This is a genomic window from Bacteroides salyersiae (genome assembly GCF_031172035.1).
Classification (GTDB): Bacteria; Bacteroidota; Bacteroidia; order Bacteroidales; family Bacteroidaceae; genus Bacteroides; species Bacteroides salyersiae.
The window spans coordinates 2,667,751-2,690,564 of the sequence record NZ_CP133452.1 but is presented as its reverse complement, the minus strand read 5'-3'; the positions used below and the strand labels follow the sequence as shown (position 1 = coordinate 2,690,564).

The window sequence follows — 22,814 nt, the reverse complement described above, 5'->3', positions numbered from 1 at the left end:
AAGTAAATAATAAATAAATAGAATACACAAATGGGATTTAATGAATTTTTAAGCTCGATTTTCGGAAACAAATCCACGCGAGACATGAAAGAAATTCAACCTTGGGTAAACAAGATCAAAGCTGCTTACCCGGAGGTTGCTAAATTGGATAATGACGGTCTCCGTGCGAAAACACAGGAACTTAAGCAATACATCCACGACTCTGCAAACAAGGAACGCGCTAAAGTGGAAGAACTGAAAGCCAGTATCGAAACCGTAGAGTTGGAAGACCGTGAAGAGATTTTCACTCAAATAGACAAACTGGAAAAAGAAATTCTTGAAATATACGAAAAAGCGCTCGACGAAGTATTGCCGGTGGCTTTTTCTATCGTGAAAGATACCGCAAGACGTTTTACGGAAAACGAAGAAGTGGTGGTTACGGCTACCGACTTCGACCGTACACTGGCTGCAACAAAAGACTTCGTACGCATCGAAGGCGACAAGGCTATCTATCAGAATCACTGGAATGCCGGCGGTAACGACACGATATGGAACATGATTCACTATGATGTACAGCTTTTCGGTGGCGTAGTGCTTCATAAAGGTAAAATTGCCGAAATGGCGACAGGTGAAGGAAAAACCTTAGTGGCTACCCTGCCTGTGTTCCTGAACGCACTGACCGGAAACGGTGTGCACGTTGTAACCGTGAACGACTATCTGGCAAAACGTGACTCGGAATGGATGGGACCGCTTTACATGTTCCACGGACTGAGCGTCGACTGTATCGACAGACACCAGCCTAACTCGGATGCACGCCGTCAGGCTTATCTGGCAGACATCACTTTCGGTACAAACAACGAATTCGGTTTCGACTATCTGCGTGACAACATGGCCATCAGCCCGAAAGACCTCGTACAGCGTCAGCACAATTATGCGATCGTCGATGAGGTAGACTCGGTATTGATCGATGATGCCCGTACACCGTTGATTATTTCCGGTCCTGTACCTAAAGGCGAAGACCAGCTTTTCGAAACTCTCTGCCCGATGGTGGAACGTCTTGTGGAAGCACAGAAAGTATTGGCAACCAAGTATCTGACAGAAGCGAAGAGACTGATTGCTTCTGATGACAAGAAAGAGGTGGAAGAAGGATTCCTGGCTCTTTTCCGCAGTCACAAGGCACTCCCGAAAAACAAGGCATTGATTAAATACCTCAGTGAACAAGGTATCAAGGCAGGGATGCTGAAAACAGAAGAAATATACATGGAACAAAACAACAAGCGTATGCATGAGGCTACGGACCCGTTGTATTTTGTTATCGATGAAAAACTGAACAGCGTAGACCTGACAGACAAGGGGGTAGACTTGATTACAGGCAACTCGGACGACCCGACATTATTCGTCTTGCCTGATATCGCAGCACAGCTCTCCGAACTGGAAAATGAAAAAGATCTGAGCGACGAACAGAAGTTGGAAAAGAAAGATGCCCTGCTTACCAATTATGCCATCAAATCCGAACGTGTACATACCATCAACCAATTGCTGAAAGCATACACCATGTTCGAAAAAGACGATGAATATGTCGTTATAGACGGACAAGTGAAAATCGTTGATGAACAAACCGGCCGTATCATGGAAGGCCGCCGCTACTCGGACGGACTGCACCAGGCTATTGAAGCGAAAGAACGTGTGAAAGTGGAAGCTGCCACACAGACTTTTGCAACGATTACCCTGCAGAATTACTTCCGTATGTATCATAAGCTGTCCGGTATGACCGGTACTGCCGAAACGGAAGCAGGCGAACTTTGGGACATCTACAAACTGGATGTGGTGGTAATCCCCACCAACCGTCCTATCGCCCGTAAAGATATGAATGACCGCGTTTACAAAACCAAACGCGAAAAATACAAAGCCGTTATCGAAGAGATCGAGCAACTGGTTCAAGCCGGACGCCCTGTACTGGTAGGTACCACTTCCGTAGAAATTTCGGAAATGCTGAGCAAGATGCTTACCATGCGCAAGATCGAACACAACGTATTGAACGCCAAACTGCACCAGAGAGAGGCGGACATCGTAGCCAAAGCCGGTTTGAGCGGTACGGTTACCATCGCTACGAATATGGCAGGCCGTGGTACCGACATCAAGTTGAGCCCGGAAGTAAAAGCTGCCGGCGGTTTGGCCATCATCGGTACGGAACGTCACGAATCCCGCCGTGTAGACCGTCAGTTGCGTGGTCGTGCCGGACGTCAGGGTGACCCGGGTTCGTCCGTATTCTTCGTCTCACTGGAAGACGACTTGATGCGTCTCTTCTCATCCGACCGTATCGCCAGTGTGATGGATAGATTAGGATTCCAAGAGGGAGAAATGATCGAACATAAGATGATCTCAAACTCCATCGAACGTGCACAGAAAAAGGTGGAAGAGAATAACTTCGGTATCCGTAAACGTTTGCTTGAATACGATGACGTAATGAACAAACAGCGTACGGTAGTCTATACCAAACGCCGGCATGCATTGATGGGTGAACGTATCGGAATGGATATCGTAAACATGATATGGGACCGTTGTGCCGCAGCCATCGAAAACAATGCCGACTACGAAAGCTGTAAACTGGATCTGCTTCAGACTCTGGCCATGGATGCTCCTTTCACAGAAGAAGAATTCCGCAATGAAAAGAAAGAGAAATTAGCAGAAAAGACATTCGATGAAGCAATGGCTAACTTCAAACGCAAATCGGAACGTCTGGCTCAAATAGCCAACCCGGTTATCAAACAGGTATATGAGAATCAGGGACATATGTATGAAAACATTCTGATTCCTATCACAGACGGCAAACGGATGTACAACATCTCCTGCAACCTGAAAGCGGCCTATGAAAGCGAATCTAAAGAGGTGGTGAAATCTTTCGAAAAATCAATCCTGCTCCACGTTATCGATGAGTCGTGGAAAGAGAACCTGCGCGAACTGGATGAATTGAAACATTCTGTACAGAACGCCAGCTATGAACAGAAAGATCCGTTGTTGATCTACAAACTGGAGTCTGTCAACCTGTTTGACACAATGGTAAACAAGATCAATAATCAGACAGTCTCTATTCTGATGCGCGGACAGATTCCTGTACAGGAAGCCCCCGAACAGCCACAACGCGTGGAAGTACGTGAAGCCGCTCCCGAACGTCGTCAGGATATGAGTAAATATCGCGAACAGAAACAAGATCTGAACGATCCGAACCAGCAAGCCGCCGCACAGCAAGATACCCGCGAAGCAGTAAGACGCGAACCGATACGTGCTGAAAAAACAGTAGGACGTAACGATCCTTGCCCATGCGGTAGCGGTAAGAAATACAAGAACTGCCACGGGCAAGGGAAGTGATGAAGATAGGAGATAGAAAGTAGAAGTTAGAAGATAGAAGGTAGGAGATAGAATCCATGCAGAGTATTAGCTTTGGTACACATGCCTAAAGGATTCTAACTACCAACTCCTAACTCCTAACTACTAAATTCCACCTCCTAACTACCTGCTCACCTCCTAAAAAAGTTCAAAACAATTAAATATTGTTTTGGACTTTTTTTTATCCACACAAAATCGTATTTTTGCTAAATAAAGAAAACAAGACTATGGCAAAATATTCATTCTTTCTTACATTGCTTTCTTGTCTGATATTTGGTTCATGCCAAACCATCGAACAGATATCCATCGATTACATGATGCCGGCTGAAATCAATTTTCCTCCCGAACTGCGTCGGGTAGCTATTGTAAATAATGTCAGTGCAATCCCCGACAATAAATGGATAGAAGCAGAAAAGCCGATATCGGGTAATGAAGTAGCCCGTGCCATAGCCTACACCCACGGAGATGCGGGCATAGCAACAGAATCATTGGCCAGAGCCATAGCGGACGGAAATTATTTCGATGAAGTCGTCATTTGTGACTCTGCATTACGTGCCGATGATAAAATAGCACGTGAAGAGACATTAAGCCAAGAAGAAGTAGGCGAACTGACCGACAAGTTAGATGTAGATTTTCTGATAGCTTTGGAAAACCTGCAATTGAAAGCCACAAAATATATTCACTATCTTGCCGACTGGCAATGTTATTATGGTACTATCGACCTGCTGGCACAGCCAACGGTAAAAATTTACGTTCCGAACCGGATACGCCCCATGCTAACTATCACTCCGAGTGACAGTATTTTTTGGGAAGAATACGGCAACACGCCTGCTTATGTGGAAAACCATATGATCAAAGAAGAACAGATGCTGAAAGAGGCCTCCGAATTTGCCGGAACCATTCCCGTCAAGCATCTCCTGCCCTATTGGACTTCGGCAACACGCCAGCTTTATGCCAACGGCTCTGTATATATGCGAGATGCCATCATATACGTCCGTGAGAATTCATGGGACAAAGCTTTCAATCTCTGGCAACAAGCCTTTGAAACAAGCAAAAGTGACAGGAAGAAGATGTATGCAGCGCACAACATCGCCGTTTATCATGAGATGAAAGATGACATCCCGGAAGCAGAAAAATGGGCATTAAAAGCACAGGAACTCGCCCGGAAAGTAGAAAAGATCGACGATGAAAAAAAAGGGAAACAAGATCTTTCGCGAATACCGAATTATGTGATGATCAGCCTTTATTTAGTAGACTTGCAGAAAAGAATGAACGGATTATCGACATTAAATATGCAAATGAGCCGATTTAATGATGATTTTTAATGAAATCATATGAAGGTTGGCATTTTTTTTATACCTTTGGACTAAATAACTAAGGAGGAAAAACCCATGAAACTGAGTCAACAATCACAATCTGTAATCGAATCGGCTATCCGAAAGGCAATCGGCAAGTTTGCTTGCGGTTGCGAACAAACGATCGTTACAGATATTCATATACAGCCTAATCAGAATTCCGGCGAGCTTTGCATCTTCGATGACGAAGATGATGAACTGGCAAACGTACTAATAGAGGAATGGTCGGCATACGAAAATGATGATTTTTATGAAAATGCCGAGCGTATACTACGTCCCATTCTCTGTAGAATGAAGGAAAGCGGAGAATTTGACAAACTCACCATCCTCAAGCCGTATTCTTTTGTCCTGGTTGATGAAGAAAGAGAGACCATTGCCGAACTGCTTCTGGTAGACGATGATACGTTACTGGTAAACGACGAACTACTGAAAGGCTTGGACCAGGAGCTTGATGCATTCTTGAAAGAATTGCTTGAAAAATAATAACTGCTTCTTTTCCTCTCCTATTTTCCGATAATAGTTTTACAAATAGAAATACCTAATAAAAAAGGCATCCCAATAATTGAGATGCCTTTTCTATTAGACGAAAAATGAAAATCATGCTTTCTTTAAAGCAGCAATACTTTCTTTCAAAGATTTTATAATACTCTCCGCATCCGACTGCTTTTTGCGTTCTATCTCGATCACAGCTGCCGGAGCATTGTTTACGAATTTCTCGTTGCTTAGCTTTTTAAGCACGCCTTGCAAGAATCCTTCTTTATGCTTGAGTTCGGCTTCCATACGGGCAATCTCCGCTTCCACATCGATCATATTTCCCAATGGTACAGCAAATTCCGTAGTTCCCACCATAAAGGATGCCGCTCCTTCGGCTTTGGCATCTACAACTGTAATAGCAGATAAATTACACATCTTGGTAATCACTGCATTGAACTCGACTACCGGATGCTCTCCTACCACCTGCAACTCGAGCGCCTCTTTCTGTGCAATGTTCTTCTGCAAACGAATAGTACGGATATTACTGATTACCTCCTTCACCACTTCAAACTGCTTCACAAAATCCGTATCTACGTACGAATCCAATGTAAGCGCACTTACCATCAGACTTTCACCATCTTCACGCTCACACATCTGCTGCCATAACTCCTCGGTAATGAAAGGCATAAACGGATGAAGCAGATGAAGCAGATTATCCATGAAACAAAGGGTAGCATTATAAGTGCAACGATCGATGGCCTGTCCGTAAGCCGGTTTAATCATTTCCAGATACCAAGAAGAGAACTCATCCCAGAACAACTTATAAACAGCCATCAACGCTTCGCTTAGGCGATATTTACCGAACAAGTCGGCTACTTCCGCTGCCACTTCGTTCTGTTTCGATTCAAACCAATGTACAGCCAGACGGGAAGCTTCTGGTATTTCGGCATGGTCGTCCACCTGCCATCCCTTGATCAGACGGAAAGCGTTCCATATCTTATTGCAGAAATTACGTCCCTGCTCGCACAATGCATCGTCAAAGAGAATATCATTACCGGCAGGGGCTGCAAGCATCATTCCCATACGTACGCCATCAGCACCGTATCTATCAATCAGCTCCAACGGGTCGGGTGAATTGCCCAGTGATTTTGACATCTTACGTCCCAGTTTATCGCGAACGATACCGGTGAAATAGACATTCTTGAACGGCATCTGGCCTTCGTACTCATAACCGGCCATAATCATGCGGGCTACCCAGAAGAAAATAATATCCGGACCGGTGACAAGATCACTCGTAGGATAGTAATATTTTATCTCTTCATTGCCCGGATTATTAATTCCATCGAACAAAGAAATCGGCCACAACCAAGAAGAGAACCAAGTATCCAGACAGTCCTCGTCCTGACGGAGATCCGCCATCGTCAATGCCGCATTTCCGGTCTTCTCTTTTGCCAACTTCAATGCTTCCTCGTCCGTAGAAGCTACCACATAGCCACCCTCCGGCAAGAAATAAGCCGGAATACGGTGTCCCCACCACAACTGACGGCTGATACACCAGTCTTTGATGTTCTCCATCCAGTGACGATAGGTATTCTTATATTTGGGAGGATAGAATTTCAGTTCGTCATTCATTACAGGGGGCAATGCCATATCGGCAAAATGCTGCATCTTGAGGAACCATTGCATAGAAAGTTTCGGCTCGATCACAACATTAGTACGTTCCGAATAGCCTACTTTGTTAGTATAAGCCTCCGTCTTTTCGAGCAATCCGGCAGCATCGAGATCTTTCTCTATCTGCTTGCGGACATCAAAACGATCCATACCGATATACAGGCCGGCAGCTTCGCTCAGTGTTCCGTTATCATTGAAAATATCGATGCTCGGCAGATTGTACTTTTCACCCAACATATAGTCGTTCACATCGTGGGCAGGAGTTACCTTCAGACAACCGGTACCGAATTCGATATCCACATAATCATCTTCAATAACCGGAATCACACGGTTTACCAATGGCACAATCACCTTCTTACCTTTCAACCAGGCATTTTTAGGATCGTTCGGATTGATACACATAGCCGTATCACCCATAATCGTTTCCGGACGAGTGGTAGCCACCACGGCATAACGTCCCTCCGGATCACCTTCTACTTTATAACGCAAGTAATAAAGTTTTCCATGTTCTTCTTTATAGATTACCTCTTCGTCCGACAGAGCAGTCAACGCTTTCGGATCCCAGTTCACCATGCGCACACCGCGATAGATAAGTCCTTTATTATAAAGATCGACAAATACTTTCAGCACACTTTCACTACGCTTTCCATCCATAGTGAAAGCAGTGCGATCCCAATCGCAGGAAGCTCCCAGTTTACGAAGTTGTTTCAGGATAATTCCTCCGTGTTCATCCGTCCATGCCCAGGCATGTTTCAGAAACTCATCACGGGTCAAATCCGTCTTTTTAATACCTTCCGAAGCCAATTTATTTACGACTTTCGCTTCCGTTGCAATAGAAGCATGGTCCGTTCCCGGCACCCAGCAAGCATTTTTGCCTTCCATACGGGCACGACGAACCAAAATATCCTGAATGGTATTATTAAGCATGTGTCCCATGTGTAACACACCAGTGACGTTAGGAGGCGGAATGACGACGGTGTAAGGTTCACGGCCATCGGGTTTCGAACTGAATAATTTGTGGGTCAACCAATACTGGTACCACTTTCCCTCCACGTCAGCGGGACTGTACTTACTTGCTAATTCCATGTTACGTTTCTATATATTTAATTTATTTCGAATAATGGGTGCAAAATTAATAATTTAAATTCAAATCTTACCACTCTCCGGTTGTTTCTGCATATGGAAGGAAAAATATAGAAGTAATTTTTCGTGCAGCATTTAATAAATGCATATTTTTGTTTCCTAAAAGGAAAGACGGATCATGAAGCGAAGACAAAAAATACGATATATTGTTTTAGGAATTCTTTTATTGGTTGTGTGGAGCACTCAGGCAATATCCGTCATGGGCGAATTTTATGCACGATCCGTCTATCCTGTCATCTCACTGTGTCTGTCTTCTTTTTCCCGTCTGTTTCCTTTCGCCATAGGCGATCTGTTCATATTCCTCAGCATTATCGGCGTAATTGCTTACCCGATTTACGGACGGATAAAAAAACAACCGTGGAAAAAGATAGTGCTACGTGACGGTGAATATCTATTATGGATATATGTGTGGTTTTATTTGGCATGGGGGTTGAATTATTCGCAAAAGAATTTTTACGAACGCACCCATATTCCTTATGTGGCATATACCCCCGATAAATTCAAGGCATTTGTAAAGGAATACATCCGGCATCTGAATAATTCGTATGTGCCAATTACCGGTATCGACAAAAATAGAGTCTGCAAAGAGGCTGTCAAAGGATACAAGCAGATTAGTGACACCCTGGGGATACACCGCCCTCCCTATGATTCGCCCAGAGCAAAAACGATGTTATTCACTCCTCTCATCTCGATGGTAGGGGTAAGCGGCAGCATGGGACCTTTCTTTTGTGAATTCACCCTGAACGGAGACTTGCCTCCGTCACAATATCCGGCAACGTATACACATGAACTCGCTCATCTATTGGGAATAACCAGTGAAGCCGAAGCCAACTTTTATGCTTACGAGGTTTGTACCCGCTCTCAGGTGGAGAGTATACGTTTCAGTGGGTATTTCTCCATACTGAGCCATGTTCTCGGTAATGCACGAAGACTCCTGACAGAAGAGGAATATACGGAACTATTCAACCGTATCCGCCCGGAAATTATAGAATTAGCCCGTTCCAATCAAACCTATTGGATGGCAAAGTACAGTCCGCTGATCGGTAACATACAGAATTGGATATACGACCTTTACCTCAAAGGAAACAAAATAGAAAGCGGACGGAAAAACTATTCAGAAGTCATAGGACTATTGATCTCATATCATGCTTCCCGCACGGAAGAGAAGTCATCAGGAAAGTAAATATCACAAAGAGAGCTCATGGATTATACATAAAAGTCCTATCTTTGCTACATGAAAAAGTTAGTAATTGTTGGATGCGGACGACTCGCCGATATCGTTGCGGACGCAGTTGTCAATGGTTTATTGCCCGAGTATGATTTAACGGGCGTTTATTCGCGTACGGCATCAAAAGCCGAACGTATTGTGACAAAAATGGAAAAACACGGGAAAACATGCCGTGCATGCGCCACATTGGAAGATTTGTTGGTACTGAAACCGGATTATCTGGTAGAGTCGGCTTCTCCTGCGGCCATGAAAGAGCTCGCCTTGCCGGCACTAAAGAACGGTACTTCCATTATTACTCTGTCTATCGGTGCCTTAGCAGACACCGGATTCTATCAGGAAGTGATGAAAACAGCCAAAGCAAACGGTACACGTGTATATTTGGTTTCCGGAGCTACCGGAGGATTCGATGTACTGAGAACTGCTTTTTTAATGGGAAATGCCAGTGCACGCTTCTTCAATGAAAAAGGACCGAATGCATTAAAAGGAACGGCTGTATACGATGATTCCTTGCAATCGGAGCAACGCATAGTATTTTCGGGGAATGCAACGGAAGCAATAGGAATGTTTCCAACTAAAGTAAATGTAGCAGTTGCCGCTTCACTTGCTTCGGTAGGACCGGAGAAAATGCAGGTATCCATGCAATCCACACCCGGATTCGTAGGAGACACTCAAAGGGTAGAAATAAAGAACGACCAAGTGCACGCTGTGATAGATGTATATAGCGCTACATCAGATATTGCAGGGTGGTCGGTTGTGAACACCCTGATCAATATTACATCACCCATTGTATTCTGACAAATTGGCAAGCACCTTTTCGCTCAGGCGGTCAAACGCCTGACGGGTGCGCCCTGTAGACACCTGCATGCAACGCACATGAGGATGATCGAGAAAACGGGTTCCCCCCAATGCGCCTACCGTATCACAAAAACAAAGGTTATCTCCTTCCAGCCATCCGGCAAAAGCCGCTTCATCCCATGCCGGGGACAAACTTGTATTAAACAATATTTTTCTGTTGCCAAGCCGACGGAATTCGGCATCATGTAATAAAACCGTGTTTTTGTTAAGGCAGCAACACACAACTTCGCTATGGACAAGCAATTCCTCCAATGGCAAGAAACGATATCCTTTTTCTGCGGCATCCTGTTTCACGCTACGGGCATAATAGGTAATATCAGCACCCAGAAAATTCAGAGCATCCGCTATCATCCCGCCGGACTTTCCCAATCCCACGATCCCGACTTTCAATCCGGTGATTTCACGAGCCATCCCGTCCCACGGTTCCTGGCCAAACCCATGCAAACAACGCACTAATTCGCTGATCACATACTCTACCACTCCTTCATCCCCATAATCACGAATGCCGGTCACAGTTATCCCCCGCTCATTGGCATAACGGATATCTACATTGGCACTTTCGGGAGAATAGAGCGAACAGCACATACCGATATATTTAACATTCGGACATTTCTCCAAAGCCTCCCGAGTAATTCGGGAAGTATAACTCAAAAGAACGGCATCGGCATCACCGATACGGGCAGCCACTTCCTCATCCCCCGCCGGTACATCGGGAAACAGGATCACTTCCTCTGCAAATGAATACAGTTCTTTTTCTGCTGACGGAACCAGACTCACCGGCTCTATTGCTACAAGTTTATGGAACATAATTATTTCAATTTGATTTGTGCGGTAAAGTTAATAAAAAGGAACCGGATAAGAAGAACGCCTTGTGATGAATTTCCTTATCTTTGCCCAAAGCGAAGACAAGCCGCACCTCGGCATAAAAAATGAACGAGTTCATTTTATTCTGCTCTCGGTTTGCATTATCTTTGCAAGAGATTTCAAATTCTAATATTCTCATATCAAACTCATATTTATAAAAAGATGCATTCAAGAAAAGAACAAATGGAAGCTTTCGGACGCTTCCTGGATATACTGGATGAACTACGTGTAAAATGTCCTTGGGACCGAAAACAAACCAATGAGAGCTTACGCCCTAACACCATTGAAGAAACTTACGAACTCTGTGATGCCATCATGCGTGATGACAAAAAGGAAATATGTAAAGAATTGGGAGATGTACTGCTACATGTTGCCTTTTATGCCAAGATAGGATCGGAAACAGGAAATTTCGATATCAAAGATGTGTGCGACCGGCTTTGTGAGAAACTGATCTTCCGCCATCCTCATGTATTCGGAGAAGTAAAAGCCGATACAGCCGGACAGGTGTCTGAAAACTGGGAACAACTGAAACTAAAAGAAAAGGATGGAAACAAAACTGTGCTCAGTGGTGTACCGTCTGCTTTACCTTCACTTATAAAAGCCTATCGCATACAGGATAAAGCCCGGAATGTAGGGTTTGACTGGGAAGAAAAGGAACAAGTATGGGATAAGGTAAAAGAGGAAATTGCCGAATTCCAAGTGGAAGTAGCCAATATGGATAAGGAAAAAGCAGAAGCAGAATTCGGGGATGTAATGTTTAGTCTTATCAATGCCGCCCGCCTATATAAGATCAATCCGGATAATGCACTGGAACTTACCAACCAGAAATTCATCCGCCGTTTCAATTATCTGGAGGAACATACCATTAAAGAGGGAAAAAACCTTAAAGACATGTCATTGGAAGAAATGGATGCAATCTGGAACGAAGCAAAAAAGAAAGGATTATGATAAATAATGTGCCAATATGCCAATGAAAGAATGCTTTAAATAATGTGCCAATTGGACAATGTGTCAATGTGCCAATTATCCTGTGGAAACATAGCGCAGCTAATTGGCATATTGGCACATTGTCATATTGGCACATTATTTCTTCGCTTTTTTCAGTAACTCCTTATGAAAACGCATTTCGGCTTTCTGTACCATATAAATCTTCTTATTTGATAGAATTTTCTTATATTTCTCATAATAGGTTCTTTCCAACTGATCCGAAGCGATACGGGCATCGTACACTCCTTCCATTATTTCAGCATATTGAGCCTCTGTTGTCTTATCGTCTTTTCCTTTGCGAATCAAGCCCCAAGCTTTATCATTCAATGCTTTCTTTTTATCCTGAAGCTCAAAGTATACAGGAAAGAATTTTGCAGCTTCTTCTTTGGTCAAACCTGCCTTCTCAATGATAAACGCTTTTTGTTTGGCACGGAATTCCTCAGGCGACAAGCGTTCTTGATTACATCCATCCACCGCCCAAATCAAAGGAGAAAAACCACAAATAATAAACAGCAGAATTATCAGTCTTTTCATTTCTATAAAATCAATTTAGTTTATTTTATTCCACACTGGCATCAGTGAGATATACATACAACGAATAATCATCCATCATCGATCCTTCGAGCACCGCGTTGATATACTCGTCGGCATCGCTGTCAACTTCTACTGCTTCAATAGATGCTGTTTCAGTAGTTTCAGGCTTATAGTTTACAGAGGCCACACGAATAATAAGTGCCGCTCCGACAAACATGGCTGCCATATAAAAAAGTGGTTTCAATTTATCCCACTTCGTTGGTTCTTTCACTTCAAAGGCAGGTTGTTTTTGCTCGGGAAGCTTGTCCATAACTTCTGAAGTAAGATTTTCAAAGTAACCTTCGGGTACTTTAAAAGCATTCCCCGTGCCCACTTTCCTCAATATTTCATCTTCTTCTTTCATATAATCTTCTCCTCTCTTTTTCTTAGACATTGAATGATTTAAAAGGTTTAATCGATCCCTTCCAAAAACTTTTCGATTTTCTTCACCGCGTGATGATAAGATGCTTTCAAGGCACCGACGGATGTTCCGAAGATATCCGACATCTCTTCATATTTCATTTCCTGATAATATTTCAGATTGAAAACCATACGCTGTTTCTCCGGCAAAGACAACAAAGCCTTTTGCAACATCAATTGTGCCTGGTCGCCCGAGAAATAAGGATCGCTCTCCAGCCTCTGGACAACTGCTGCTTCCGGATCGTCAATGGCTACGGTATTCATGGCACGTTGCTTATTCAGAAAAGTAATACATTCGTTTAAGGCAATACGATAGAGCCAGGTGGAAAGCTTCGCTTCCGCCCGGAAATAATCAATATTCATCCATGCCTTGACAAACGTATTCTGAAGCAAGTCGTTCGCATCATCGTGAGAAAGCACCATCCGCCGGATTTGCCAGTACAACTGTTCGCTATATTGCGACACAATCATCTCAAATCCTTTCCGCTGTGTACTCTCATCCTGAAGGAGCAACAAAACCTCTCGTTCATTATAAGGGTTCATAAGGTTATTAGTATTCAGTATGTTATGTTTTTATGGTTCAATTTATTCAATGCTTCAAGTAAAGGAGCATCGTATTTATAGATATCATCACAGTAACTGAGCTGCCCGGCGGCATCCAGATACATTGTCTGATAATCCAGATACACAGGAACAGACTCCTTCAAACTATAATGTTTGAGTTCCCGATATGCCTGGCTGCGAGTCAGTTTCTTTCCTTCATCGCTTTTCGGTGCTATATCCATTGCGATCCGTATGCGGTCTTCCAGCAGTTCATCGGGTTCTTTTAACAGAAAGAATGCAAAATCCAATGCTTTCTCCAATCTCACACAGCCATGACTCACAGCACGATTAGCTCTGGCAAATGTTCGCCGGGAAGGCGTATCGTGCAGATAGACAGCAAAAGAATTAGGAAAACGAAAAATAATACGGCCCAATGAATTACCTTCTTTATTATCCTGTTTTACAGTAAAAGGAACACCTGCCTTGTATTTAGACCATTTTATATCACGAGGGTTTACCCGAACTCCGTTTTTATCGTATACTTTCATACGATTTCGGGTAAAATAAGTCGTATCACGAAGGTAAGACGGAATGATTTCCTTGCGTATAATGTTCTGGGGAACATTCCAATACGGATTTAATTCCATATAATAAATCCGGCTGGAAAGCAAGGGTGTCTTATTTCTTACTGAACCGCAACAAGTACGCATTTCAAGAATAGAATCAGTTTCTTCATTAAATGCCTGAAGCATGCAAGCCGCCACATTGACAAAGACGTATTTAGTTCCTTTCTCCAATGCATACTGCCAACGGGCACGCTCCATATTGATATGCAGCAGATCTTTGTAATAAGAAAAAGGATGATTCAAATAGCGAATGGTATAAGTACCGATTGAATGATCAGTAGCCAAGCGGTTGTTTATCCGAAAGCGGTTGACAGCTTCCAGCAAAGCAGGAGTCAACACATTCTCTATGGAATCCGAATCCTGTTGCAGTTCTCCCGTTTGCAAAAGCCTTTGTGCTATCAACGGTACAATCCGGTGTCTCTCTCCTACTTTCAATAATGTATCACCAATAAGAGGAATCGGCTCGAACTCAAATTCACCTAAAGAATCCAGACGATCCGACTCTTTCTGCAAACTCAAATAGAACCGGGAAGACGGCTGAACCTGACGAAAAGCGAAACAGGCATCTTGTTTTAACTTATCCAATGCTCCTTGCGCAAACTTCTTATCACATTTCTTCAACGGAATGAGAGATACATCTTCTTTCTTCGATTTCGTAATTGCCTGTTTACGGACATCAGAAGTCTTTTCTTCCAGATTGTTCAGGATTTCGGAAGGAGAAAGAAAACCGAATGAAAGCCCACAAGCATAATGCAAATAGGAAGCCGTCAATCGATATTCCAGACCAGCCAATAAATGGTTGACACTCCTTTCGTTCAACTGCAAAGAACGAAAACGTTCCAGATCACTGCGCATACCGGAAACAGCAAAAAGTTCGGGATTTATACCGTGGCGATAAGAATTCTCCAACCAATAAAGCAAGGTGTCCGTACGTGAACCGACTTCATCTCCGAACCAGATCAGGGTATCATTAGCAGTATAATATTCGGTAACGACCGAATCCCAAACAGCAGTATCATGGACGGCCGACAGATTCATACGGATATACCGGCGAATACTATCGGAATTTATCAAATAAGCAGGATTTACCAATTCATGAAAGGAAGACAAAGCAAGAGCCTCCAAAGTTTTCGGTTCCTTTTGCTTTTTGCAAGCAGACAATGCAACGAGCAGAATAAAAAAGCTTAATAATATCCGCTTCATCATCCGCTCTTTATTTTATAACTACTTTCCGGACCGTATCGCCTACTTTAAAAATATAATATCCTTTAGGCAAGTTCAAAGTAACTGTTTTATCGGCTGTATCAATACGTACAGACGTAATCTTTACTCCGAGAATATCATATACTTCCATCGTTGAACCCGGAGTAGCATTCTGAACACGGATCGTTGTTCCGGACACGGTAATAGTAAGAGAAACCGGCTCATGTTGAACCGTCTCCACCTTTCGTCCGTCCTGTGCCATCACAGAAGAAAAAGACAAAAGAGCCAAAACCAAGAAAAAGTATAAAAATAACCTTTTCATCTGATGCGCATATGAATCTATTTTATTCTCTACAAATATACGTTGTTCCATTCTATAAAACAAACTTTGCCCCCGAAAGTTGCTATAGATTAATACAGAGATTCTCTTTTGCCAAAATCGTAGAAGGGAAGATGGCAGCAGCCTCATCCAGCAACACCTGTTCATTTTCATAGCGGGCAGAGAAATGCCCAATGACAAGTTGTTTCACCTCTGCATCCAAGGCAATCTGAGCCGCTTGAGCAGCAGTCGTATGGAAAGTCTCTTTTGCACGGGCCGACTCTGTCTGTGCAAAAGTTGCTTCATGAAACAATAAGTCCACTCCGGAAATCTGTTGAACTATTTCTTTCCGATAAATCGTATCAGAACAATATGCATAGCGTCTGGGTGAAGCAGAAGGTCTTGTCAAGCGTGAATTTGCAATAACATCCCCTTCCGGAGTTACAAAATCTTCACCATTCTTAATACGATTCAATTCATATACAGGCACTTGATAGAAATCTATCATTTCGCGAATAATATGATTGGGACGAGGTTTTTCAGCAAATAAAAAGCCACAGCAAGGAATGCGGTGTTGTAAAGGAATAGTCGTAACCGCTACTGAACGGTCTTCGTAAATCACACTGGGTTCTTTCGTTGCAAACTCATGAAAAACGACCCGATAACTCATGTTCTTACAGAAGAAAGCCAACAACGGAGAAAATAGTTCCTCAAGTCCCTTAGGAGAATGAATATGCAATTCGGCTGTACGCCCGAGCAGTCCGAAAGTCGAGATAAGCCCAAGCAAGCCGAAGCAATGATCACCATGCAAATGTGAGATAAAAATATGATTCAAGCGCGAAAACTTCAACCGGGACTTACGAAGCTGCATCTGTGCCCCCTCGCCACAGTCTATCATAAAAAGTTTATCACGCAGGTTTATCACTTGTGAAGTTGAAAAATGCCGTGTAGTAGGTAGCGCAGAGCCACATCCCAATATATGTAATTCAAATCTCTCCATAACGGACACAAAGATAAAGAAAAAAGGGTATCAGCATGCTGATACCCTTTCTAAAAATATATTGGAAAAGAATTATTTCTTACCTTCCAACTGTTCTTTCAAAGCTGCCAGAGCGTCAATGTCACCCAAAGTTGTAGAAGCAGCCTGATTTTGGATCATCGGAGCGTCTTCTTTCTTTGAAGATGCTTTCTTTGCATTAGAAGCTGCTTTCTTTTCAGCTCTTTCTTCTGCTTTTGCAACATCTTCGAAAATGCGGCTATGAGAAAGGATAATTCTCTTAGCATCCTTGTTGAATTCGATCACTTTGAATTCAAGTTTCTCATCCAACTGAGCCTGTGAGCCGTCTTCTTTTACAAGATGTTTCGGAGTAGCGAATCCTTCAACACCATAAGGAAGAGCAACTACGGCACCCTTATCCAACATTTCGATGATTGTTCCTTCGTGTACAGAACCTACAGTAAATACAGTTTCGAATACATCCCAAGGATTTTCTTCAAGCTGTTTGTGACCAAGGCTCAAACGACGGTTTTCTTTGTCGATCTCCAATACCTGAACTTCGATGTCTGCACCGATCTGAGTAAATTCTGAAGGGTGTTTAACTTTCTTCGTCCAAGAAAGATCAGAGATGTGAATCAATCCGTCAACACCTTCTTCGATTTCTACGAATACACCGAAGTTAGTGAAGTTACGAACTTTTGCAGTATGCTTAGAACCTACAGGATACTTCTCTTCGATTGTTTCCCATGGATCTTGTTTCAGTTGCTTGATACCCAAAGACATCTTACGTTCTTCACGGTCCAGAGTCAATACAACAGCTTCTACTTCATCGCCCACTTTCATGAAGTCTTGAGCAGAACGCAGGTGCTGTGACCATGACATTTCAGATACGTGAATCAAACCTTCAACACCCGGAGCAATTTCGATAAATGCACCGTAATCAGCCATCACGACTACTTTACCCTTCACGTGATCACCTACCTTCAAGTCCGGATCAAGAGCATCCCATGGGTGCGGAGTAAGTTGTTTCAGACCCAAAGCAATACGTTTCTTTTCGTCATCGAAATCAAGGATAACAACGTTAAGCTTCTGATCGAGTTCAACCACTTCTTTCGGATCGCTTACACGTCCCCATGATAGGTCAGTGATATGGATCAATCCGTCTACGCCACCCAAATCGATGAATACACCGTAAGAAGTGATGTTTTTAACGGTTCCTTCAAGAACTTGTCCTTTTTCAAGCTTACCGATAATTTCTTTCTTCTGTTGTTCCAGTTCAGCTTCGATAAGAGCTTTGTGAGAAACAACCACGTTTTTGAATTCCTGGTTGATTTTAACAACTTTGAATTCCATTGTTTTTCCAACGAATACATCATAATCACGGATCGGCTTAACGTCGATCTGGGAACCCGGCAAGAATGCTTCGATACCGAATACGTCTACGATCATACCACCCTTAGTGCGGCATTTGATGTAACCTTTGATAATTTCTTCATTTTCCAAAGCAGCATTCACACGATCCCAAGAGCGAGTAGCACGTGCTTTTCTGTGAGACAGAACCAACTGTCCTTTTTTGTCTTCCTGATTTTCGATATATACTTCTACAGTATCACCTACTTTCAAATCGGGATTGTAGCGGAATTCATTCAAAGGAATGATACCGTCTGATTTGTAACCGATGTTCACAACAACTTCACGCTTGTTCATTGCGATTACGGTTCCGTCAACTACCTCACGGTCGTTAACTTTGTTAAGCGTACTGTCGTAAGCTTTTTCAAGATCTTCGTGGCTGGCGCCGGCGAATGATTCGCCATTCTCATACGCTTCCCAGTTGAAATCTTCAACAGGAGCAATGTTCTTTAAGTTTTCCATTAATAATTACTTGTTTTGAAATACTTTAATTAAATAAGACATTATATTATCTATAAATCGGGCGCAAAGATAGAACATTTTTCGGGACTAACAAAAAGTTAGAAAAAAAAAAGCCGTCTCACGACGGCTAATTTTCAGACACTTAAGTTATTCTGTATGCAATTTTACAATTTATGAGGTTTATTTCTTCCGGTCGAATGCACATTAACCGGATTACCTTTATAGCCTACATCACCGCTCCCCGAAATATCGCACTTCAATGTACCGGAAACATAGCATGAAATATCTCCGGAACCATTTACCGTAGCGTCTACATCTACGGCTTTCAAATCTTTCGCATCCAGGTCACCGGAGTTCCGCAGCATCAAGACAGCCTGTTGAACTGTACCTGTCACTTTCAAATCACCGGAACCATTCAACTCGGCTCTTACATTATTTCCCTGGATACCTGCAAAATTCAGATCACCGGCACCCAGTAAGCTAATCACAACATCACCTACCACATTTCCACCTTTCACTTTCAGATCACCCGAACCTTGAAGAGTAGCAGCCGCAGACTTTGCCGTCATATTATAAATATCGATATCACCGGAACCTATCAGATTCAAAGCTGCATTCCCAGCTTTCACGCTATTCTTAATAGAAATATCTCCGGAACCTTGCAAAGTGACCGCAAGATCATTTGCACAAACAACTTCACCGGCAGTAATATCCCCGGAGCCCTGCAATGTCAAAGACAAATTATCACATTCCAGTTTACTATCTAAGACAACGTCTCCGGAACCTTGCAGATGCACATCTTTCAACATAGGACTGGAAGCCATTATTTTAAGTCTCCCCTGTTTGCCAAATTCAATGCTGGTCCTATTCTTAAAAGAAATGGATAATACACCATCTGTTACCGTACAATCCACCAAGTCGATCACATTATCCGAACCATAAATTTTTAATGTCGACTTATTATTGGCAGACTGTGTATAAATGACTGTAGGACTTCCCAAGAGTTTGATTTTATCGAAGTCTTTGATCTTAACTTCTTTGGTTTTATACGTTCCACTGGCTTTTACACGTCTGGTCTGAGCACAAACCGTTGTTACAGAAAACAAGAATGAAAACAATGCAATCATTCCGATAAATCCCTTCATTTTACTATTCATAGGTTTCAATTTTGTAGTTTCTATATTAATAGACGACCAGCAGTGGGAAAAAGTTGCATGGCATAGAAACTTTTTTGTAGAAAATCAGAGATAAGTAATAATAAAAATATAAATCGGTACAGTTTTCATTCGCAGCGTTTCTCTCCTATCTATAAAAAAACAGATAGTTGACTATGAACTTACCCCCTTCATCTCCTTCACCTTTTTTGCTCTATCGGCTTATTCATCGGAAATTAAGGGTGAAAGCGATCCCCCTCTTGCTATGCACCGTGCTTGCCGTCAATAACAAGCGTGCTCATGACTCGTAAGAACCGCCTTTATGGTGCATAAGGACCGTGCCGACCAGGGCTTCACCCTGCATCTACGATGAATAAAGGCTTTGATTGAAAAAGGTGAAAGCGGTGAAGAGGGTAAAAACATACTGAATAAAGGCAGTTTGCAGAACAATTTCAGTTCATAAGTCAAAGATTCATGCTGAAACCGGTGGTTCTTTTGCACTTTAGAAGACAACTCAAAAAAAATCTTCCACTATCCAAACATCGATCGACATTCAAATAGTGGAAGATAATTGTCAACTAAAGAGAGATTATTTTAGCATCAATTTCCGTATCACCGGATGATTCTGATCTTGCATGAAGACATAAGCAATATACACTCCGGCTTCAAGATGGTTTATACTGATATCACAAGACTCTTCTCCCGGAGCAGTAAACAGAACAGGTTTTCCATCTAAAGAGTAGAGAACCAAAGTCTCTATCCTATTTTCACTTTCCAAATGAAGCATTCCTTGATAAAGCAACATTGTTACTTCTGACAAAGAAACAGGTGATTTACAGATACCGGTTCCTGTAAATGATACAGTTACCGATTCCGAATCCGGTGTATCCCCAAAAGCACCTTCCGCGCGTACAGTATATACATTCTCTCCAGAAAGCGGAGCGATATCCGTAAAAGTAGAAGTTACGGAATTACCTATTTTCTCTCCATTGCGGTAGATGGCATAACCTGTTATCATTGAATGCTCTACCTGCGGATAAATAGCAACATCATCTACATGCCACCAGTAAGATAGCCCCGTCTGATTTGTATCGTATGCATGAAAAGCAATCTTCATGTTATCAGACATATAAGGAGATAAATCGATATCTACGCGGGTGTATTTGTTCACTACAGAGCAATCTGTTTTCAAATCCCAAATCTGCTTCCATGTGGTACCACCGTCCGAACTTACTTCTACATAATAAAAGTTCTGCGGGTTATTTTTTTGCGGAGCTGTAGATTTTGAATAGAAAGTTAGCGATTTTCCATTGGCAAAAACAGGAGAAATCAGATATTCATCCTGATGGATATCTTCCCATGCCTCCAACAAGCGCATTGAATAATTTCCGGCATAAGGCTCTTTATACTTCTCGTTCTTTTGCCAGAGCCATCCCCGGTTACCCTCATTTTTGATTGTCCATTTCGCCAGATTACCCGAGTCTTCAAAATCTTCCATCAACGCCGGAGTTCCTTCATGAGGTGCCACCCACGTCAATACAACCGTATTTCCTTCTTCTTTGGCAGTCAATGCAGAAGGTGACTGTATTAGATCGGAACGTTGCGACACATTAACAATAGCAGTTATCGATGGATCTTCTACTCCCTGCAAATGAAAATCAGATATACGTAGCTGCGCATTCTCATTAGCCGATTTAGCCTGAAGAACGATTGTCGACTGGCCGGCCTCTCCCTGAAGCGGGGTAATTGTCAACCAATCGGGGACATCGACTATTCGCCATGCTACATCAGACTCAACAATAACTTGAGCAGTGCTGTTTATTGCCCCTCCCAAAGTGACATTCGGTTTAGGTATATAAATCTGCGGTGTCAGTTCCAACAAATCAAAAGAAATGGTCTCACCACAAGAGGATATATTTGCCAACGCAAATTTCGCTTCTTTACCGTCGCTGTAGAAAGGCTTAAGTTCCGCATTGCCTCCGATCGCAGTACGCCCGCTTTCTGCACTAAAAGCAGCTTTTGAGATATCACCGTCAAGTGTCACTGTTCCACCCGGACGAAACAGATACTGCTCGTCCAAGCGGGTAGTTCCATTATAATTCAGATTTCCACCCGTTACATTCGGATTAATGCGATAAACCAATAACCCGGAAGACGGTAACCCTCTATCAAATGTCCCGTCCTTTCTTCTATATTCCACTATAAAGTATTCATCCGAACCTGTCGGTTTAATCTTATATGCTATATTTTCTTTTGTTGTACCTCCTACCGGATTTAAGGTATAAGTCCCCGGAGTAGATATTTCAGGAATCTCGTCAATCCATTTACAATAGCGGTATTTAGTATAAGCGCTCATCTGCTGAGGAGTTGTCAGATTATCGGACATTAAATCCCAAACTCCTACCGGATTCAAATTATCATTTACATGATAAAGATCATATGTACCGAGCGTATGTGACATCTCATGGCAAAGAACTCCTGTATTCAAAGGAACAGGACTCAGAGAACTCCAACCATTCGCATCATTGAATACCATCAGATATCCCACGATCTTTTTGCCTTTCACATAAATAGCTTTCTCGTCGGGTAATGCCAAATCGGAACGGTGAGGCCATAACATATATTTACTGCTCAGATCGGAATTGCCGCTTACAATTATACAAATATTGTCGAGTAAACCATCATTATTGGCATCAATCACTACATCATCAGGAAGATTTTCAGACAAATAAGCAGCAAGCTCTTTTATTAAAGCTTGTTCACGAGCAGCTTTTTCCGTTTCATTACTATACCCTAAATCATTAATACTATTCTTTTCCCGATAATATCCACGCTCATTTTTAGCTTTATAAGAAATGATCTGTGTACCGTCTGATTTGGGGAAGAAAGAACTTTTCCAAAAAAGCTGATTATAAGAAGCTTCTCGAAAATAGCTATACACAGAATTGGCTCCTTCAACTTCAGCGTTAAACATCGTTTCGTAATAGCTGATAGGTTTGTCGAATTGCTCCTTGTTGTCTTCGTCATTAAAACGCAAAAAACAAACCAAGTTGCTCAACTCACCTTTATTCTTTTCGGCAGCCGACAGCAGTAACGGAAAGAATAAAACAACGATCCAAAGAATAGGATATCTCTTCATTGTTTTATGTATTAAAAAATAAATA

At 42.5% G+C, this 22,814-nt stretch carries 17 protein-coding genes; 6 read left to right on the top strand and 11 right to left on the bottom strand.

Features of this window, described 5'->3' with window-relative positions; translation table 11 throughout:
- Nucleotides 1–30 precede the first annotated feature (30 nt).
- From secA to RB604_RS09620, 3 genes are all read left to right on the top strand, one after another.
- On the top strand, nucleotides 31–3,348 hold the full coding sequence (secA, locus tag RB604_RS09630; protein ID WP_007478500.1) for a preprotein translocase subunit SecA: 3,318 nt from the start codon (nucleotides 31–33) through the stop codon (nucleotides 3,346–3,348).
- A 245-nt stretch (nucleotides 3,349–3,593) separates the two neighbouring features.
- Nucleotides 3,594–4,691, top strand: coding sequence for a DUF6340 family protein (locus RB604_RS09625; protein WP_005924980.1), 1,098 nt, complete (start codon nucleotides 3,594–3,596; stop codon nucleotides 4,689–4,691).
- Nucleotides 4,692–4,757: 66 nt separating this feature from the next.
- Entirely contained in the window at nucleotides 4,758–5,204 is a 447-nt protein-coding gene (locus RB604_RS09620; RefSeq protein ID WP_005924983.1) for a hypothetical protein, read from the top strand.
- A 114-nt stretch (nucleotides 5,205–5,318) separates the two neighbouring features.
- Here the strand turns inward: RB604_RS09620 and RB604_RS09615 are convergent, their stop codons facing one another.
- Nucleotides 5,319–7,952 (bottom strand): valine--tRNA ligase, encoded by a 2,634-nt coding sequence (locus RB604_RS09615; protein ID WP_055295137.1) that lies wholly within the window; start codon nucleotides 7,950–7,952, stop codon nucleotides 5,319–5,321.
- Nucleotides 7,953–8,127: 175 nt separating this feature from the next.
- Between RB604_RS09615 and RB604_RS09610 the strand changes: the two genes are divergently transcribed.
- Together RB604_RS09610 and RB604_RS09605 are read left to right on the top strand one after the other, a co-directional pair.
- On the top strand, nucleotides 8,128–9,192 hold the full coding sequence (locus tag RB604_RS09610; RefSeq protein WP_005924989.1) for a DUF3810 domain-containing protein: 1,065 nt from the start codon (nucleotides 8,128–8,130) through the stop codon (nucleotides 9,190–9,192).
- 51 nt (nucleotides 9,193–9,243) lie between these two features.
- On the top strand, nucleotides 9,244–10,032 hold the full coding sequence (locus RB604_RS09605) for an aspartate dehydrogenase domain-containing protein (RefSeq protein ID WP_005924992.1): 789 nt from the start codon (nucleotides 9,244–9,246) through the stop codon (nucleotides 10,030–10,032).
- On the opposite strand, the gene RB604_RS09600 is transcribed toward RB604_RS09605, so the two are convergent.
- The gene (locus RB604_RS09600) at nucleotides 10,015–10,899 is read right to left on the bottom strand and encodes a D-isomer specific 2-hydroxyacid dehydrogenase family protein (RefSeq protein WP_055295136.1); all 885 of its coding nucleotides are present in this window, start codon (nucleotides 10,897–10,899) and stop codon (nucleotides 10,015–10,017) included. The two genes, RB604_RS09605 and RB604_RS09600, sit on opposite strands and share 18 nt — an antisense overlap.
- 219 nt (nucleotides 10,900–11,118) lie before the next feature.
- Here RB604_RS09600 and mazG point away from each other — a divergent pair, with 219 nt between their 5' ends.
- Nucleotides 11,119–11,904 (top strand): nucleoside triphosphate pyrophosphohydrolase, encoded by a 786-nt coding sequence (gene mazG / locus RB604_RS09595; RefSeq protein ID WP_055295134.1) that lies wholly within the window; start codon nucleotides 11,119–11,121, stop codon nucleotides 11,902–11,904.
- Between the two features lie 135 nt (nucleotides 11,905–12,039).
- On the opposite strand, the gene RB604_RS09590 is transcribed toward mazG, so the two are convergent.
- The 9 genes from RB604_RS09590 to RB604_RS09550 all read right to left on the bottom strand — a co-directional run bounded on the left by RB604_RS09590 (nucleotide 12,040) and on the right by RB604_RS09550 (nucleotide 22,789).
- Nucleotides 12,040–12,477 (bottom strand): hypothetical protein, encoded by a 438-nt coding sequence (locus RB604_RS09590; protein ID WP_005925005.1) that lies wholly within the window; start codon nucleotides 12,475–12,477, stop codon nucleotides 12,040–12,042.
- 25 nt (nucleotides 12,478–12,502) lie between these two features.
- Nucleotides 12,503–12,910, bottom strand: a complete 408-nt coding sequence (locus tag RB604_RS09585) for a hypothetical protein (protein WP_005925007.1) — start codon at nucleotides 12,908–12,910, stop codon at nucleotides 12,503–12,505.
- 17 nt (nucleotides 12,911–12,927) lie between these two features.
- Nucleotides 12,928–13,479 carry an RNA polymerase sigma factor gene (locus RB604_RS09580; RefSeq protein WP_005925009.1) on the bottom strand — a complete coding sequence of 184 codons (552 nt, stop codon included), beginning with the start codon at nucleotides 13,477–13,479 and terminating at the stop codon, nucleotides 12,928–12,930.
- Nucleotides 13,480–13,493: 14 nt separating this feature from the next.
- Nucleotides 13,494–15,311, bottom strand: coding sequence for a L,D-transpeptidase family protein (locus RB604_RS09575; RefSeq protein WP_055295132.1), 1,818 nt, complete (start codon nucleotides 15,309–15,311; stop codon nucleotides 13,494–13,496).
- Nucleotides 15,312–15,318: 7 nt separating this feature from the next.
- Nucleotides 15,319–15,681 carry a T9SS type A sorting domain-containing protein gene (locus RB604_RS09570; protein ID WP_005925013.1) on the bottom strand — a complete coding sequence of 121 codons (363 nt, stop codon included), beginning with the start codon at nucleotides 15,679–15,681 and terminating at the stop codon, nucleotides 15,319–15,321.
- 31 nt (nucleotides 15,682–15,712) lie between these two features.
- On the bottom strand, nucleotides 15,713–16,627 hold the full coding sequence (locus RB604_RS09565; RefSeq protein ID WP_055295130.1) for a ribonuclease Z: 915 nt from the start codon (nucleotides 16,625–16,627) through the stop codon (nucleotides 15,713–15,715).
- Nucleotides 16,628–16,699: 72 nt separating this feature from the next.
- Nucleotides 16,700–18,496: a 30S ribosomal protein S1 gene (gene rpsA / locus RB604_RS09560; RefSeq protein ID WP_005925017.1), complete on the bottom strand. Its 1,797-nt coding sequence runs from the start codon at nucleotides 18,494–18,496 to the stop codon at nucleotides 16,700–16,702.
- Nucleotides 18,497–18,660: 164 nt separating this feature from the next.
- Complete coding sequence (locus tag RB604_RS09555; RefSeq protein ID WP_005925020.1) at nucleotides 18,661–19,653, bottom strand: GIN domain-containing protein; 993 nt, start codon at nucleotides 19,651–19,653, stop codon at nucleotides 18,661–18,663.
- Nucleotides 19,654–20,239: 586 nt separating this feature from the next.
- On the bottom strand, nucleotides 20,240–22,789 hold the full coding sequence (locus tag RB604_RS09550; protein WP_055295126.1) for a M6 family metalloprotease domain-containing protein: 2,550 nt from the start codon (nucleotides 22,787–22,789) through the stop codon (nucleotides 20,240–20,242).
- Nucleotides 22,790–22,814 lie beyond the last annotated feature (25 nt).